This window comes from Allorhodopirellula heiligendammensis (genome assembly GCF_007860105.1).
Taxonomy (GTDB): domain Bacteria; phylum Planctomycetota; class Planctomycetia; order Pirellulales; family Pirellulaceae; genus Rhodopirellula; species Rhodopirellula heiligendammensis.
This window is the reverse complement of record NZ_SJPU01000002.1, coordinates 2,161,607-2,178,475: the sequence shown is the minus strand read 5'-3', so window position 1 is coordinate 2,178,475 and position 16,869 is coordinate 2,161,607. Positions and strand designations below refer to the sequence as shown.

Below are 16,869 nucleotides of genomic sequence, written 5' to 3'. Positions count from 1 at the left end.
TTACCAAAAACGTTTTGAATATCGCTAGCGATACCCCCCCCGGCGGAAACGCCACCCCAGAATCAGCCACGGACGAGACTGCGAACGATGCCATTCGGGCAAAGGTCATCGCAAAAACGCAGTGTGTGGTGGTCAAAGTCGGTACCCGCGTGCTCACGACGAGCGAGGGTAAACTGGATCTGCAACGAGTGGATCTACTGGCCGCTCAGCTCGCCCGAATTGCGGACTCCGGCCGGCACGTGATCATGGTCAGCAGCGGTGCGGTCGGGGCCGGAGTCGCCAAACTTGGCTTGGCAACACGTCCCATCGAAGTCGCTAAGCTGCAGGCCGTCGCCGCCATTGGCCAAGCCGACTTGATCAAGTCCTACGAAAAATCGCTGCTGCAGCATGGCTACCAGGCCGCTCAGGTGCTGTTGACCAAGAGTGATCTGCGGCGGCGAAGCGGTTACCTCCACGTTCGCAACGCCCTCAACGGCATCCACGAACTTGGCGCGATCGCAGTTGTCAACGAGAACGATTCAGTCGCTGTCGCAGAGCTGAAGACTACTTTTGGAGACAATGACCGTCTCGCGGCCCATGTGGCTGGATTATTTAACGATGCCCTCCTGATCCTGTTAACGGATGTGCATGGCCTCTATGACGGGCATCCCGACGCCGACGGCAGCAAGAAAATCGAGGTCGTGCATGAACTCGATGGCGACGTCATGTCGATGGCCGAAGACAAATCCTCCGCCGTCAGTAAGGGTGGGATGGAGGGCAAACTGCGTGCTTCGAAATTGGCTAACTCGCACGGCCACCCCACTATCATTGGTCCTGGTCGCCAAGACGATGTGCTCGATCAGATCTTTGCCGGTGCTCGGGTGGGAACACTCTTCATTCCTCCCAAACGGACATTGAAAGGCCGGCGTCGTTGGATTGGAAGTGCGGCGATCATCCAAGGGAATCTCCATGTGGACGAAGGTGCCGCTCGCGCCCTCGTCGAACAAGGCCGCAGTCTGCTCGCGGTAGGTATTGTGCGGGTCGAAGGTACGTTCTCGCACGGCAACGTGGTGCGAGTTCTCGACCCGAACGAGCAAGAGATCGCCCGCGGATTGGTCAACTATCGCAGCCACGAAATTTCCTTGATTGCTGGCAAATCCAATGCGGAAATTGAGGCGGTTCTCGGCCACCGCCCTTACGAGAACGTCATCCACCGCAGCAATCTCGTGCTCCGCACCTTGGCAGAGTAGAGACTGATTGGCACGCGTTGGCCCTCGCATATGATTACGCTCGTCGAATTCTTCTGCGGGATGGGAGGCGTCTCCGAAGCCATCCGCCAATTCAACTCAGCCCATCCACTGCGGCGGATCTGCGTTGAGCGGGCGATTGAAATTGATCGTGATTGCGGGGCCGTGTATCAACATAACTTTGGCGCCGTCGACTGCCGCAGCATTGATTCCATGGACCTGTCGGAGGTCGCCACAACACGGTCCGAGCAGGCATGGTGGTTGTCGCCTCCCTGCCAGCCTTACTGTCGCCGGGGGCGAGGTGCCCCGGGGCAAGACCGGCGCTGCGATGCGATCCGCGCGATCACTCATTACCTGTCGCACGGGGATCGGGTACCAAGCGTTGTGTTGCTGGAAAATGTACCCGAGTTCGCCACCTCAGAAGACGCCGCTGATCTGGTTTCGACGCTACACCGCCGTGGGTACGCGACGTGGAGTGGTAATCTGTGCCCGACCCAATTCGGTATCCCCAATCTCCGCCGACGGCACTATCTGATTGCCCGGCGGGGAACTGCCGAGATCTCACCACCGATGCCCCCACCGATGCCCCCACCGGTGCCATCGACGTGGCTGTTTACCATCGCCAGCATCCTGGATGCAAATTCTGAGTTCGCCGCAGAACTACTGGTCAAAACCTCGACCGTCGATGCATATCGCGGTGCGATGGATTTGATCGACCCCCACGACGAACTCGCTCGAGCGGCCTGTTTCGGCAGCGGATACGGCAAGTCGTTGATTCGATCGGGATCTTACGTCCAGCAAGGAGGCCGCGTGCGTCATTTTTCGCCTGTGGAGGTTGCGAGACTCCTGGGTTTTTCAAGTCGGTACGTTTTCCCCGATCGCATTCCGATGCGCCGCCGCTGGAAAATGCTGGGCAACAGTGTTTCGGTCCCCGTAGTGAAGACCGTCTTGGAAGCCGCATTCGACGTCGCTGCACCGCGGCATTGCACTCGCTGACTCAGGTGGAAGGCAACTGCGTTTTGTAGCACGGTGTCTTGCGACCACGGAGTTACTGCCCACTACGCGACTCGTCCGCTGCGTGACTCGTCCACGGCACGATTGGCTCACTGCACGATTGGCAGCATCTCGCTCATGGCGCCGGACTCGACGCTCTTGGGAGCTTCGCTGCGACAACCGGCGACCGCTGAGTGTGGCCGTGGAATGCCATTCCAGGCGGCGTGATCCATAGCCCGTCCGCAGTTAAGATCGATTACACTACAGTCCCGTCTCTCAGTTTGGTCTCGCGAGGAAACGCTCCGTGTCAGAAGAAAATGACAGTACGAAACAGGGCGAATTCACATGCTCTGCCGACGCCATCGTGAGAGAGTTCACGCAACCCAAGAGCATTGGACGTTACCGCGTCTCAGGCGTGATTGGCAAAGGAAGTTTCGGAACAGTATTTCGTGCGGTCGACGATTTATTAGCGCGAGATGTCGCAATCAAAGTGCTACGGAAATTTCCAAAGCGAGCTTCTTCCCCCTCGCAGTGGAACGCCGAAGCGAGGATGGCTGCGATGCTCGACCACCCTAACATCGTTCCCGTTTACGATGTCGGCTCGACAGACGAATATCCTTTTTTTGTGGTTTCGCGATTCATCGAAGGCATTGATCTTCGCGAACGACTGCAGCAGCGGCAACCAGAGATCGATCAGAGTCTCCGCTGGATAATCGACATGGCGGGAGCGTTGCAGCATGCCCATGAGAAAGGTCTCGTCCATCGCGATGTAAAACCCAGCAACATTCTCATCGAGAAGAACGACCGACCGTGGCTAACCGATTTTGGATTAGCCATCCATGGGGACGATATCGAACGGCAAACTGACCGCAAAATGCTGGTGGGCACCTACTCCTACATGAGCCCGGAGCAAGCCCGAGGTGAAGGTCACCTCGTCGATGGTCGAGCCGACGTGTTCGCATTGGGTATTGTGCTCTACGAGCTACTACTAGGCAAACGACCTTTCACGGGAACATCCAGCGAACAACTTCTGGAGAACATTGTCCGCGCCGAGCCGCAGCCACTGCGGCAGCTCGATCCGAGCATCAACATTGAACTCGAACGAATTTGCATGCGGGCACTCGCCCAGCGATTGTCCGATCGCTATGCCAGCTGTGGTGAGTTCGCGGAAGACCTTCGCCGTTTCGCTGACTGCCACAGCACCGTGGATCTTAGCGTCGACTTTTCGGGGCCGCTTGCATTCGTAGCGGCCACTCCCGCTACCGACGAGGCGACGCCTGCTGACCATCGAGTGATCCCCAAAGGTCTGCGTGCCTTTGATGAGCACGATCAAGATTTTTTCCTCAAGCTGGTTCCCGGTATCCGAGATGCACAAGGAGTGCCTGAGATCATCCGGCGGTTAAAGCTTCGTATTGAAGCGCGCACACCAGAGGATTCGTTTCGCGTGGGCTTGATATACGGTGCCTCTGGTTCGGGTAAATCCTCCTTGATCCGTGCCGGGCTGGTCCCGTTGCTCGATGAGTCGGTGCATATCACATATGTGGAGGCAAATGCAAAGCATACCGAGTCAAGATTGCTCAACGCCTTATCAAGCTTACTTGATCCATCGGAGAGACCGCGAGCCCTGATCGAAACCATGGCCTCGATTCGCAAGGGTGCAGTCGCCGGTGACAAGAAGGTCGTTGTCATCTTGGATCAATTTGAACAATGGCTACATGCTCATCCGATCATGGACGACGCTGAGCTCATTAACGCAATTCGCCAATGCGATGGTATCCATCTGCAATGCATCGTATTGATACGCGATGATTTCTGGATGGCGGCAACGCGTTTCTTTCACGAGCTGGATATTCGCCTTATTCAGGACGTCAACAGCACGGCGGTGGAACGGTTTGATCTTCGTCACGCGCGGTTTGTGTTTTCGGAGTTTGGTCGTGCCTACGGTTGCTTGCCGGACCAGCCAACTCCGTTGGAGCCCGAACAGCGTGAGTTTGTTCATGCGTTGGTTGACTCGGTTGCCGAGGATGGCAAAGTCATTTCGATCCACTTAGTGGTGCTCGCCCAGATGTTGCGGGGACGGGATTGGAATCGCAAATCGCTGGCCAGCATCGTCGGTGCCGAAGGAATCGATGTGAACTTTTTAGACGCGACCTTCCACGATTCGATCGCGTCGCCACCGCACCGCGCCATGGAGGTGCCCGCCCGCGCTGTCTTGGCTGAACTGCTGCCCGAGGTGGGCTCAAATATTAAGGGGCAGATGAAGGATGCATCACGTCTGCGAGAGGTCTCTGGATTGAACCAAGGTGATTTTGACGAACTGGTGCAGGCCCTCGATGGCGAATTGCGGTTGATCACCCCCACGGCAGCTATTTCCGCAGATGCAGCGAGCGGCGACCCCGTAGCCCAGACTCGGTACTACCAACTGACCCACGACTTCTTGGTGCCCCCGCTGCGTGAATGGTTGACTCGAAGTGACCAGCAAACTCCGCGCGGACGCGCGGTGTTACGCCTGCGCGAGTTGACCCAATATTGGCGTCGCAAACGCGAAAAGCGATTCTTGCCCAGCAGTCTCGAATACGTGCGAATCGTAGCCTTTACCAGCGTTTCTGAACGGAGTGTCAATGAGCAACAGTTGATGTCCGCGGCCACTCGCTATCACGGCTCACGTTGGGCCTTGGGGGCGGTGATCATGTTATTGGTCGGCTGGGCAGCCTTATGGGCGACCCACCGGATTCGCGAGAACGTTGCCGCTCATGAAACGGAACTGGGCGTCCAACGTTTACTCGCGTCCGATACCAATCATGTATTGGAATCGATTACGAGGCTTCATCCCAGACGCAAACAAGCCGCCCCACTTCTCTCAGCGGTCGTCGAAGATCCAGATCGGTCTCCCGATGAGATCACGGCAGCGCGTTTGGCACTCATCGCGAATGATCCCGAGCAAACCGAACACTTGATCCAAACGCTGCTCATCTCCGAGGTGGATCAGATCAACCTAATCTGCGCTCGATTAAAACTGCAGCGTGCCCCCGCGGTGGAATCACTTTGGCGGGTCGTACAGTCCGAAACCGTCGATGAATTGCCCTGGCTGCGAGCCGCCTTTGCACTGGCCCAACTGGATCCTGACAATACTCAATGGCGGGCGCACGCAGAACGGCTTTCGCGAACCATTGTCCATCAAGGAACCCCGCTCGTCGTGGAGATGGCACCCGGATTTGGGAACATCGCCGAGTATTTATCCAACCCCGTCCAATCATTCTTCGCAACGCCCAAGGAACCTGACGTTCGACTCAACTCGGCGATAATCTTGTCGAAGTGCCTGCGGCCGGTTGATCCGGAATTGACACATCTGTTGAGCGTGGCCATGCCTGATCAATTTGAGTTATTGTTGCCCGTCGCGGCTACAAATCCAGAGCGGGTGAAAGTGGGTCTACGAAACGAATTATCACAGGTTGCGTCACCGAGGTGGCCCGAACGTCCCGGTGCGGAACTTCAGATGCTCGCACCCATCGATGACGAGACGCTCGCCGCGATTGAAGTTTTCGAGGGCATCGCCACGGATGCGTTCGTACTGTGTCAACAGCTCCCCCTCGAAAAGTTCGCTGAGTTTGCAGAGCAGCTCAGCGAATTTGGTTACCGCCCTGCATGTGTGCGTGCCTATCGATTCAAGAATCGAAACTCGGTCGCGTCGATCTGGATGCGAGATAATCTGCGTTGGAAGTTCACCCGCCAAAGAAACCTTGACGAAATTGCACAAACACAGACCCAAATGCGTCTAGACGGCCTGTATCCGGTCGACATCACCGCCATACCAGAAATCGAGTTTGGCGAGGAGGAAACCGAGTATGGGATTTTGTGGGCCGAAGCAGGAGATTCGATGATCGACTCGCGGGTCTACGTCGGCTTGAAAGAAGATGAGCACCAAACGGAAGGGTGGCATCCACTCAACAAGGGTGGCTATATTCCAAAATCCAACTTGAAAATTCGCGATTCCGATGGGCAGGATCGTTACAGCTCCGTCCGTTGGCGAACGATATTCCATCCACCCTCGAAAGACGCTTGGAACGACTCCCAGTTTCAGCACGAAACACGGGCACTCGACGGGTGGCAACAAGCTGATGTTCGCATGAACCCTGTTGGAGAGTTCGATGAGTACGACATCAGCTACGCTGCGGTTTGGTGGAATGGTGGCACGATGCAATCGAAAGCCTTGACCCGGTTGAGCCACAGCAATCACCTGCAACAATGTTCGACTCTCGCTGGCGAGAACTTTCGACCGGTGAGTGTGTCAGTCGTATTCGACGACAATACGGATAAACTCGTTGCCGCCTCGGTGTGGCATCGTCCGTTCGTATCCGATGAGGACAAAGACGCCCTGGCGAGCCGCCAGGCAAACGCGGTGATTGCGTTGCTGAGGCTCGGAGCTTCGGGGCCTTTGTGGCCACTTTTGGAGAGCGGTCCTGATCCTCGATTACGCTCATTCTTGATCGATCGCATGGCGTCCCTCGGTGCCGATCCCGTCGTCCTATTAAACCGGCTTACGATTGAGAAAAACGATTCGAAGAAGTTCGCGCTCATTGCTGCGCTCGCCCACTACCGCCCCGAGCAATTGCCACTAGACAAATCATCGCAGCTCCGCGAGTTAATCCGCGAGTGGGGAACGAGCGACCCATCCGCCGCCGTGCACTCGATCTGCAGCTACCTCGCACGTCAATGGAAGTGGCCTGCGGTCAGCAGCGATATCGAGACGGCAAATTCACCCCAACTAACAGATCCGACCGACGTTCCTACGTGGTATCAGAATAGTCAGGGGCAGACGATGGTTGCAGTTTCTGGCCCTGTCGAGTTTCAGATGGGTTCTCCTGGCCACGAGGCCTTTCGCGAACATCAACGAGAGGTATCTTTAAAGATGCGAATCCCTCGCAGTTTCGCGATCGGGGCATCGGAAGTGACCGTTGAGCAGTTCCAGCGTTACAATCCGGCTGCGCTTTATGCGACCGAGTACACGCTTGGTAAAGAATGCCCGATTACGTCGATCAGCTGGTTCGACGCAATGAGCTATTGCCGGTGGTTGAGCGAGCAGGAGGGAATCCTTGAAGACCAGATGTGCTATCCCTCCATCAGTGATATGCAACTGGAACTCAACACCAACGAGACCGTCACGCTGCCGAGCGATTTCTTGCAGCGAACCGGTTATCGGTTGCCTACCGAGGCGGAGTGGGAATACTGTGCACGTTCGCTGACCACCACCCCGCGCTCGTTCGGTAACGCCGACGAACTGCTACCTCAGTACGCGTGGACAACGGAAAGCTCGACGATTCAGTCGCAAGTTCGTTTTCATCCAGTCAAACAGCTCCTGCCGAATGATTTCGGCCTCTTTGACACGCTTGGCAACGTGATGGAGTCCTGTGCTCCGGCCCCACCCTGGGACGTGACGTCGCCAGTGGTAATCGATGACCGTGTGAACGAACAATGTTCTCTATCCGATGCCGCTATCCTGCGGGGTAGTGCGGTGTTTTATGTGCCGACCACCATGCGAAGCTCCAAGCGTGAAGAGGCCAGAATCGATTCGCATCACCCGTACATGGGAATGCGGATCGCCCGCACCATGCCCGCTAAATCAGTATCTGTGAATCCCTAGTTCAGAAATGGGAACGATCGCAATCGACTCCCAGGGAAGCACGGCAGACAAACGACTCACGTACATTTCAAGGCCCATACGCTCGCGCCCTGAGCGTGCTGTTCTCTGGCTTCCAACACCACACACTTTCGTAACGTTCATCGTTCAATCAATAAGCGACCAATGCCCTGAGCCCCGCTGGGTAAACACTCTGCCGTCTGCCGTGGTCGCATGAATTTCCGTCCCAACGGATCGCAGATCCACTGGCTCGGTTTGAGATGACGAGAGTACTACCGGTACCCAGTCGCCATCTTCGTAACGAAATAGCTCATGATCCGTGGTGAGCACCCACAGATCGGAAGTACGGTCACCGACCATCATCGCGACCTTCTTGTTTGACATCGAACCATGATTGAGATGGGTCCAACTGGGCCTACCGGCGGGTTCATCATTCATTCGATAGACGGTTTGATCACGACCAAGCGCGAACAGATTGCGGTGGTTGCAGGCGATATCGTCGAACACCCAATGATCGGGTGAGATCACGGTGTCGGCTTCGTAAATCTGGCGATTGGACGCCAGTTGAAAAGTACGTCGCTGGAATCCGCTCGGTGCCCCGAATCCTGGTCTTCTGTTCCCTCCCGCTGACATCGAAACGTTCAATGGTGCGAAGCGTTTGACACCGATGACGTGTGACTCAACACACCAACTTTGAGAATCAATACGTTCAAAGTTGCTATACGAAGCCCAACAAAATCCGTTGTCTTTCCACTGCGTGCCCCAGGAATTCATGATTAAGAGTGATTTCCGCGTCTCGTCGAAACCGACTGCCGTGATTGCATGGTAATCGGGCCTTGGGTCACTTTCACCTCGCCAACGGTAGGGTGCTTCGAGTACTGCATCGGATCGAAAATCACCTCCCATCCGTACGATCAAGACGACTGGATAGCCTTCGTAGATATATGTTTTGATCTCTTCTAGACTTGCTGCTCTTTCGTTACGCTGCATGCGGTAGTTTTTCGCTTCAATACGTGCGACTTGACTTACCCGTGTGTGCGCCAACGGCATCGTTGCAAAGGTCGCGCATCCGTTCTGCTTGACGAATTGAATGGCTTGCAACATGTGAAGCGATCTGCCGCTCTCACTCAATTGGTCGAAGATGAAACCTGGACTGAATTGATCGCTAGGCTCCGTCGGTTTTCGGCGACGCTCCTGAGCAATCTGGCACGAATAGGCGGCATATGCGATCGTCCAAGCAACGCAGTCATTTTGAGTCTGCTTTCCGGGGGTCGGAAGATAGTCCGTTAAGTCAAAGCGACGCGGCAAGGTGATGTCCGCGTCGGTGCCCCATTGAGGATCCATGCCCGGTGCGAGACTGCGCATGCTCGGCGCGAGACTGAAGTCGATACGTCCCTCAACGCTACTCTCTACCCGACCATCGAGGTCCATCGTCGAACGAGGAAGATGATGGTCGACGGGTACCGAGTCGCGTGCGACGCTGACGCCGTGCGTCGGAATGCTTTGATACTGGTCGGGAGGCGTCAGCTGAACACCTTGGCCGAACACCATACCGGTGGGGAAAACGCTCAGACATGCGAGGGTCAGCATGATGGATCTTCGGGGCCACATCGGACAGTTTCGAAAAAGAAGGGGCAGGACGGAATGTTCTGGACACTGCCACGAGAAAAATCTTGCACACTAGCGTTTGGGGGGTTACTGTGGTGCCCGGGCGAGTATAGACAGTGAATGAGTAACTTATCACATAGGACGACAACGTGAGTAAAACTGAAGAGCAACTTCGAGCAATGTACCTATCAGGAACCGTATCGATCCCTCCCCGATTCCCCGATGTGGCGGAGATTACGTTCAGCCGCAACGACAGCAGGAATGGTCTCGTCTTTATCACGGCAACACAGCGGATGTCGCCCAAAGTGCTCATCAAGCGATCGTTTTTCGCCGCAGACGTGAGTTCGCTTTTCATTCCTGACGATGCCAAACAGGTCGACTTGGAACAGGGGACTTGGTTTGAAGGCGAACTGTTGGCTGACAAGGTTTACGATTTACTGGACAAAGCTCCGGTGACCGGAATTATTTACGTCCGCGAACATGCTCAATCCATCTTGGAAATGGAAGCGGGATTAACGGCCGCTGAGAGCGCCCAGTACTATCCTCCCCTACCGGAAGACCGAAGTGTCGATCACTACTGCATGAGCACCAAGGGCGTTTCGGCAGGCTGCTGGTGAGTGTTATGCGGCGGGGACCGAAATCTTGAGTCAAAGCACACCTACCATCGATGTCGTCGTCCTTACGCGGGACAACAACACGCCGTCAGAAATAGTCATGGCGTCACTCCGCCGGCAGCGAGGCGTGCACGTCCGCTATCACAGCGTCGTCGGCACACCGCTGAATGATGACATTCACCGCGTCGTGACCATTGCCCGAGCGCGGAACGAGGGTGTCGCGAGAACCTCGGGTGACTGGGTGATGTTTCTCGATGATGATGTCGAATTGGCCCCAGATTGCATGGCGCGGCTGCACCATGGCCTCGTAACGCGGCGTGACTACGCCGCATTGGCCGCCGACTATCTCGGCGATCGCTCGTGTCATGGGTCGTCACCGCACGTTGGGATGGGGGCGACCTTGTTTCGACGCTCGACGCTTCTGCGAACACCGTTTCGCTGGGAAGTCCACAAGTGCGAGTGCCTATGTTGTTGCCAAGACATCCGCCGGGCGGGATCACGCATCGAATACCTACCCGACGCCAAGGCGCGGCACTTGGCTAAACCGGCCGAGCGGGAGCCATGCCAGCCCGTCGTTGATACTGCGAAACACAGCGACGAAACGGCGAACGCAAAGATTCTTGTCGCGTTCAATCGACGTGATGTCCAGCGATTTCGTGACGTATTTTTGCGTATGCTGAGAGCGTCGGGAAACAAGCAAGAGGTGATCGCTGTCGGCTATGGTCTATATCCTAGCGAGCGGCGGCTATTGTCCTCCTGCCGCCGAGTGCGTGTGATCAATCGAGCCAGCAATGGCCAAATGCCTCCCGTGCGACGATTGACCGAGTTTGCTGCGGTCACCAAGACACTGCATCCCAAGCTGCCCGTCGCCTACTGGGATGCGAGTGACGTGGTAATCCAGGATCGCCTCGATCCCCTGTGGGGCATGACACAAGAGCATCCCAATAAGATTTTCGCCGTGCGAGAGCCGATGGGTTATCCGGGCAACGCTGCGATTGTTGGTTGGACCCATTCGATCGAGCACCCGGCCATGCGGCAGCGCGCCTTCGAGTTATTTTCGAAGCACCCGTTCCTCAATAGCGGCTTCAGCGCCGGTACCGCCGGAGCAATGCACCGATACTTTATCGAAGCCGCCCGGCTGCGCAACTCTGCCGAACTGCGAGGCACTACCGACTGGGGCGACCAGGCTGCGTTCAATTTGTATTGCCACAGCGACCCACAGCGATGGAAAGAGATCTCCGAACGTTGGAACTACTGCGTTCACGACCGGCCGGTCGGCGAAGTCCAAGTACAACCCGACGGTCGGATAACCTGCCGCAGCGGCACCCCGATCGTTGCTGCCCACGGAAACGCTCGCTCGCTGACAAAACTGGCTATCGTTCATTAGCGCCCATGTGATTCATGAAGAATATCAACAGAGACACCCGCGCGGTCGTGATCAGCACACGCGACGACCGAGCCCGCGAACGCTTGCGGCGTATCGAAACTCATCTCGCCCTCGCGGGATTTCGCAACGTCGAGGTCATGCAAGCTCGCACGCCCGAGCGAGATCACTTTCAAGAGCACGGGTTGCCCGATGTGTTGCAAGGTCGATGGCGAACCGACTTGAGACATATGTGGGGATCGGCAGCCTGCGGTCTCTCTCACCTCGATTTGATGAAACTCGATGCGTCGCAGCTTCCAATTATCGTGTTTGAGGACGACGCCACGATCCACCCTCAGTTCTTTCGGTACCTAGCCCCAATCGATTTTCCCGAGGACGTTGCCTGGGATATCTGTCATCTGTCGTATCACAATGAAAACCTGGGCAGTGCCAAGCATCCCTCCGGCGTGCTCAACCGGCATCTCGTGCGTTGTGCCCCCGACGAGACCCCCTCAACCTACAGCTACATTTTGAACCAACCGGTCTTTGACCGGATGACTCCACTCACAGAGGACATTGACTTTCAGCTCGCGCGAGAAACCGAACGCATCCACAGCTTTGTCATTGAACATACCCCGCCACTGACCATGCCCGACTTCAATCTGCCCAGTGTGCGGAACGACCTCGACGACCTCTATTGGCAAGAGAACAACCGGAGCTGATGGCAATTAATTCCATCAGCTGAGTCGCGCCAGCCGCCGGGCCGCACGGCGTTGCCGTGCATCTTACCGGCTCTCAGCCCACCGTTGCGACCGCCCTGAATGCTTACTCGCAAACACCGGCGAGTTTACGCGAACTGGTAACCTTCTTCACCGTGATCGGTGATGTCGAGTCCGCGTTGCTCACTCTCGGCAGGCACACGCAGCCCCACGATGATGTCAATCAGTTTGAGCAAAATTAGGCTGCCGATGCCCGCGAATACGTAGGTGATCACCACCGCAACAACCTGACCGATCAACAAACTCATGTTGCCACCGGACTCGATCAGGCCGATGGGAACACCAGCACTGACGTCAACGGTTGCCCGTGTGGCGAACACGCCGGTCAGGACCGCCCCAAGCGTGCCACCGACACCATGCACCCCAAACGCGTCCAACGCGTCATCGTATCCGAACATATGCTTGAGTCGGGAACACGAATAGAAACAGGTGACGCCGGCGGCGGCACCCATTAACAAAGCTGGCATCGCCTGTACGAAGCCGGCCGCTGGGGTGATACAAACCAAACCTGCTACCGCACCGCTACTGGCGCCGAGCACAGTCGGTTTACCGAGCCAAACCCATTCGGCGACCGCCCAAGCAACTGCTCCCGCAGCGGCAGAAAAGTGCGTCACCATGAACGCGCTACTGGACATTTCATCGGACAGCAGACCGCTACCCGCGTTGAAACCAAACCAACCCACCCACAACATTGCCGCGCCAAGCACCGTGTAGGATAAATTATGTGGTTGCAGCGGCTCGCTGGGGTACCCCATGCGTGGCCCAATCAACAACGCTGCGATCAACGCCGAAATCCCACTGCTGACATGAACCACGGTGCCGCCAGCAAAATCCAAGGCTCCTCCGGCAATACTCCCCTCACCATAAGCCAGTGGGCCGCCGTCCCAGACCCAATGGCACAGAGGACAATAAATGAACGTGCCCCACAGAATCGAAAAGATCACCATTGCGCTGAATTTCATTCGCTCAGCAAACGCGCCACAGATCAACGCAGGTGTGATGATGAAGAACATGCCTTGAAACAACATGTGCGTCATGCGTGGGATGCCGCCTTCCATCGGCGTCATGGCAGCCCCGGCAGCCTCATCCCAGCTCCGTTGGACCCCGTTCATGAACAAGTAATCGAAATTGCCGATATAACCACCGCTGCCTCCAAAGGCCAACGAATAACCGTAAGTCGCCCAAATCACCGTCATGAGGCCCATCAGAAAAATGCACTGCATCATCACGCTGAGTACGTTTTTGCGACGCACCAACCCACCGTAAAACATTGCGAGGCCAGGCGCTGTCATGAATAGCACGAGCGCACAAGACACCAGCATCCAGGCGTTATGTCCAGCTAATGCCGCTGCATCGACCTCCCGTTTGAGCCCCCCTAGCGTGAGTTCATCGCCCGCCACTTGGGACGTTTCCTCTGGCTGATCGCGGACGCTTTCAGCCGTCGATTGCGGTATATCCCCCACTAACTCCGTCGTTGGCGAGTCAAGTGCAGAATCTTGCGCCCAACTCGATGAAATCGACAGCATGCTTGCCCCAGCAAGCGTGGCGACTAATAAGAAAACGACGGTGGATTGGCGAAAGATCGGTATCATGGACCTAGCGACGCATTAGAGGTGATATTGGTCAGAGCGAACTATGCGTTAGAATAGTGTGGTGGCGGGGCCGCTGATACCCGAGCAGTCGCTCCTCGGCCCAGAATCTGTAACGCGTCATCTCGATGCCCTGCGACCCCTGTCCAACGTCACCGGCGTGTGCCCGCCAGCCTCCATTCCAGCGAAATCTTGTGACTTCACCTTCCAATTCTGAGTATCGCAGCATTTCCATCTCCGTGCGGGTCGCCAGGGAGTTTCCCTACTTAATTACCGGTGTGAAACAGTGGGGGATGGCATGCTTCGCCAAGGCTCATCCTCCATCCGGCGTAGCCAAGACTCTGCCGTTGCGGAACTCACGGTACGAGAGGTCGGCACAGCGGTTCCTGATAGGGTGGCTGCTCCTCTGCCTGATCGGTGGCGATGCGGTGGCGACAACCTCACGGGGCGACGATCACGTACCCGCTGCGCAGGACTCTGCTCCGGCCTCAGCGGCTGACATCGATGGCTGGGTTGAGGAATTGTCCAGCGATTCCTATTTACTGCGCAAGCGTGCCACATCGAATTTAACGCGCGTGGGCGAAGGAGCGGTCGCCTCGCTGGTGGCCGAACTTGATTCAGGCGATCTAGAAATCACGGAACGAGTCATTGGCATCCTGCAAGAAATTGCGGCGCGAGCCCCTGTTTTGGCAGCGAACGATGTCGGCGACGGGGATCCGTCTCACGCCGGGCACGGCGCATGGGAAGAACTGCTGCGGATTTCCAAACTAGGCGGGAGCCGCGGAACTCGCGCCAAAGTCGCGGCGGACGAGGTCCGAGATGTCCGCAGGGCTCAAGCGGTTGAATTGCTCGCCGCCGCCGGTGTGTTCATCGGCATTGGCGAGTCAACCATCGGTGCGATCAGTCAGCAGAGGCGGATCGTCGAAGTCGATGCAGGGTTCCAGGGGGATGCCGCAATTTTAAGTCTACTGCAATGGATCGATGGAATTGACTACGCCCGAGTCCGTGGAGCAGCGATTCGGCAGGACGTCTTGGCAGGTGTCGTGCAAATGCCTGATCTGAAAACGCTGGTGCTGTTGGAAGGAGAGATCGACGCTGACGAACTCGCCCTGTTGGGTGATATCAAGGAACTCCGCCATCTCGAATTGCGGTACGTACCCATGAACGGAGACTTGATCGATCGACTCGCATCCTTGCCGATCCGTGTGTCTCTCACACTCAATGGTACCGCCGCGCCGGCAGACCGGGTGGCGGCACTGCAGAAGTCCGTCCCCGGCCTGGAGATTATCTTCAAACAGGGTGGGTTCCTGGGAGTGAAATGCGACAGCAGTTTTAGCGACTGCTTAATCTCCGAGGTCGTTGCTGGCCAAGCAGCCGAGAGAGCCGGGTTGTTGCCGGGCGACGTGGTCGTCGAAATCGATGGCACCACCATCGATAAGTTCAAGGACTTGCAAAAAGCGATCGACGCGCACCTGCCCGGGGATACCATCAAGATTCGCTACCAACGGGCCGGAGTTCAAACAGAGACTACCGCGGAACTGGGGAAACTCAATCTGCCGTGAGAGGAACTCCCACTGGGCCCAAACGAGAACCCGATTCAGCGCCACACGCTGAGCTGATTCCTGACACCCGCCAACGGTCACGCATGCGCAAGCTCTTGGTCGATTGGTTCTCGGGAGCAGCCCGCGATCTGCCATGGCGACGCGTGCCGAGCCCCTACCGCGTGTGGGTCAGCGAAATCATGTGCCAGCAAACCCAAATCGCAACCGTTCTTCCGTACTTTGAACGCTTCCTAGCGAGGTACCCCGACGCCACTGCGCTCGCCAAGGCCGATGAAAATGAATTAATGCGAATGTGGGAAGGACTGGGGTACTACCGCCGCGCCCGTAGTATGCACGCAGCTGCCAAACAAATCGTCGCCGATCACGATGGTGAGTTTCCGCTGAATTACGACCATGCGATCAAACTACCGGGGATCGGTCGCTATACCGTCGGTGCGATTCTCTCGATTTCAGCCAATCAACCGGTGCCCATACTCGAAGGCAACACGCTGCGAGTATTCAGCCGCTTGATTGGATTGCGCGCCGCAGTCGATGAAAAGCCGTCGCAGGACGTCTTGTGGAAGTTCGCCGAGGGGCTGCTACCTCGCAAATCGGTCCCCGATCGCACCCGAGGTCCCGCGGCGATCAACCAAGCCGCCATGGAGCTCGGGGCGCTGATCTGCACGCCCCGCGAACCTAAATGTTTGATCTGCCCGCTCGCCAAGTGTTGTGTGGCCCACGCGCGAGGGTGGCAAGCCGAGATTCCCGCGAAGACAAACAAGATTGCCTACGAACCACGGAGTGAGTTTGCCGCTTTGGTCAGCGATCCCTCCGGACGTTGGCTGGTTCGACAAATCCCAGCTGGATCCAGATTCGCCGGCATGTGGGACTTCCCCAAAGCCGGTCCGCCCGAAGCTCACACTCTCGATGAGTTTGCTCAGTGGTTAGCCACCCAAGCCGGTGGTCGATGGACGATCGGGGAACAAATGACAAGTATGAAGCATGCCGTTACCAGGTACCGGATCACGTTGCATGTCCATCATGCAACTCGTCGGGGCTCGCGCCCGCCCGCGCCTTGGTCATTCCATTCTGCCGATGAACTGAAACACCTCCCGATGAGCACGACAGGTCGCCGACTGCTTGACCGCCTGACGAAGCAAAACCTGATCACTCCCTCAAACTAACGCGCACAAGTGCGAGCGACGCATATCAATTGCCTGACACTCCGCGCAAGTTGCATGGCGAAAATTTCCGGCGCACGCTTCCGTAGGATGACCCTTCTATGATACGCATGATCGCCTGGGCGTATCTCGGAGTCGGAGCGTACTTCTCGTACTTAATGGCAGTTCAGATGTTCAACCGTTCGCTCGCCCATGCACAGCTACTTTCGAACGCTGAACTGCTGAAGGCATTCATGGACGCAATCGGATACTTCGCTTTCTACCTGACTGCGAATCCCCTATCGATATTTGCATTATTGGCAATCGTAACTTTATCGAAACGCTAGCCCGTCCCCTT

The 16,869-nt window shown here is 56.7% G+C and carries 12 protein-coding genes; 9 read left to right on the top strand and 3 right to left on the bottom strand.

The window, feature by feature from the left end; genetic code table 11:
- The first annotated feature begins 14 nt into the window (after window positions 1–14).
- Window positions 15–1,229 carry a glutamate 5-kinase gene (gene proB / locus Poly21_RS18350; protein ID WP_302119516.1) on the top strand — a complete coding sequence of 405 codons (1,215 nt, stop codon included), beginning with the start codon at window positions 15–17 and terminating at the stop codon, window positions 1,227–1,229.
- Window positions 1,230–1,259: 30 nt separating this feature from the next.
- Window positions 1,260–2,222: a DNA cytosine methyltransferase gene (locus Poly21_RS18345; RefSeq protein ID WP_146408314.1), complete on the top strand. Its 963-nt coding sequence runs from the start codon at window positions 1,260–1,262 to the stop codon at window positions 2,220–2,222.
- 107 nt (window positions 2,223–2,329) lie between these two features.
- Here the strand turns inward: Poly21_RS18345 and Poly21_RS27675 are convergent, their stop codons facing one another.
- The gene (locus Poly21_RS27675) at window positions 2,330–2,452 is read right to left on the bottom strand and encodes a hypothetical protein (protein WP_302119515.1); all 123 of its coding nucleotides are present in this window, start codon (window positions 2,450–2,452) and stop codon (window positions 2,330–2,332) included.
- Window positions 2,453–2,523: 71 nt separating this feature from the next.
- Here Poly21_RS27675 and Poly21_RS18340 point away from each other — a divergent pair, with 71 nt between their 5' ends.
- Complete coding sequence (locus tag Poly21_RS18340) at window positions 2,524–7,860, top strand: bifunctional serine/threonine-protein kinase/formylglycine-generating enzyme family protein (RefSeq protein WP_302119514.1); 5,337 nt, start codon at window positions 2,524–2,526, stop codon at window positions 7,858–7,860.
- Window positions 7,861–8,004: 144 nt separating this feature from the next.
- Here the strand turns inward: Poly21_RS18340 and Poly21_RS18335 are convergent, their stop codons facing one another.
- On the bottom strand, window positions 8,005–9,447 hold the full coding sequence (locus Poly21_RS18335) for a C1 family peptidase (protein WP_302119512.1): 1,443 nt from the start codon (window positions 9,445–9,447) through the stop codon (window positions 8,005–8,007).
- A 167-nt stretch (window positions 9,448–9,614) separates the two neighbouring features.
- Between Poly21_RS18335 and Poly21_RS18330 the strand changes: the two genes are divergently transcribed.
- Genes Poly21_RS18330 through Poly21_RS18320 form a run of 3 tightly spaced genes read left to right on the top strand, consistent with a single transcriptional unit; the run spans window position 9,615 to window position 12,164 of the window.
- Complete coding sequence (locus Poly21_RS18330; protein ID WP_146408312.1) at window positions 9,615–10,082, top strand: hypothetical protein; 468 nt, start codon at window positions 9,615–9,617, stop codon at window positions 10,080–10,082.
- A gap of 25 nt (window positions 10,083–10,107) precedes the next feature.
- Complete coding sequence (locus tag Poly21_RS18325; protein WP_302119511.1) at window positions 10,108–11,466, top strand: glycosyltransferase; 1,359 nt, start codon at window positions 10,108–10,110, stop codon at window positions 11,464–11,466.
- A gap of 14 nt (window positions 11,467–11,480) precedes the next feature.
- Window positions 11,481–12,164 (top strand): glycosyltransferase family 25 protein, encoded by a 684-nt coding sequence (locus tag Poly21_RS18320; protein WP_146408311.1) that lies wholly within the window; start codon window positions 11,481–11,483, stop codon window positions 12,162–12,164.
- Between the two features lie 125 nt (window positions 12,165–12,289).
- On the opposite strand, the gene Poly21_RS18315 is transcribed toward Poly21_RS18320, so the two are convergent.
- A complete protein-coding gene (locus Poly21_RS18315) occupies window positions 12,290–13,747 on the bottom strand; it encodes an ammonium transporter (protein WP_146408817.1) in 1,458 nt (485 codons plus the stop codon).
- A 257-nt stretch (window positions 13,748–14,004) separates the two neighbouring features.
- Here Poly21_RS18315 and Poly21_RS18310 point away from each other — a divergent pair, with 257 nt between their 5' ends.
- The 3 genes from Poly21_RS18310 (at window position 14,005) to Poly21_RS18300 (ending at window position 16,858) form a co-directional block, all read left to right on the top strand.
- Window positions 14,005–15,372, top strand: a complete 1,368-nt coding sequence (locus Poly21_RS18310; RefSeq protein WP_302119507.1) for a PDZ domain-containing protein — start codon at window positions 14,005–14,007, stop codon at window positions 15,370–15,372.
- Window positions 15,373–15,455: 83 nt separating this feature from the next.
- Window positions 15,456–16,535, top strand: a complete 1,080-nt coding sequence (locus Poly21_RS18305) for an A/G-specific adenine glycosylase (protein ID WP_146408310.1) — start codon at window positions 15,456–15,458, stop codon at window positions 16,533–16,535.
- A gap of 98 nt (window positions 16,536–16,633) precedes the next feature.
- A complete protein-coding gene (locus tag Poly21_RS18300) occupies window positions 16,634–16,858 on the top strand; it encodes a hypothetical protein (protein ID WP_146408309.1) in 225 nt (74 codons plus the stop codon).
- Window positions 16,859–16,869: the final 11 nt, after the last annotated feature.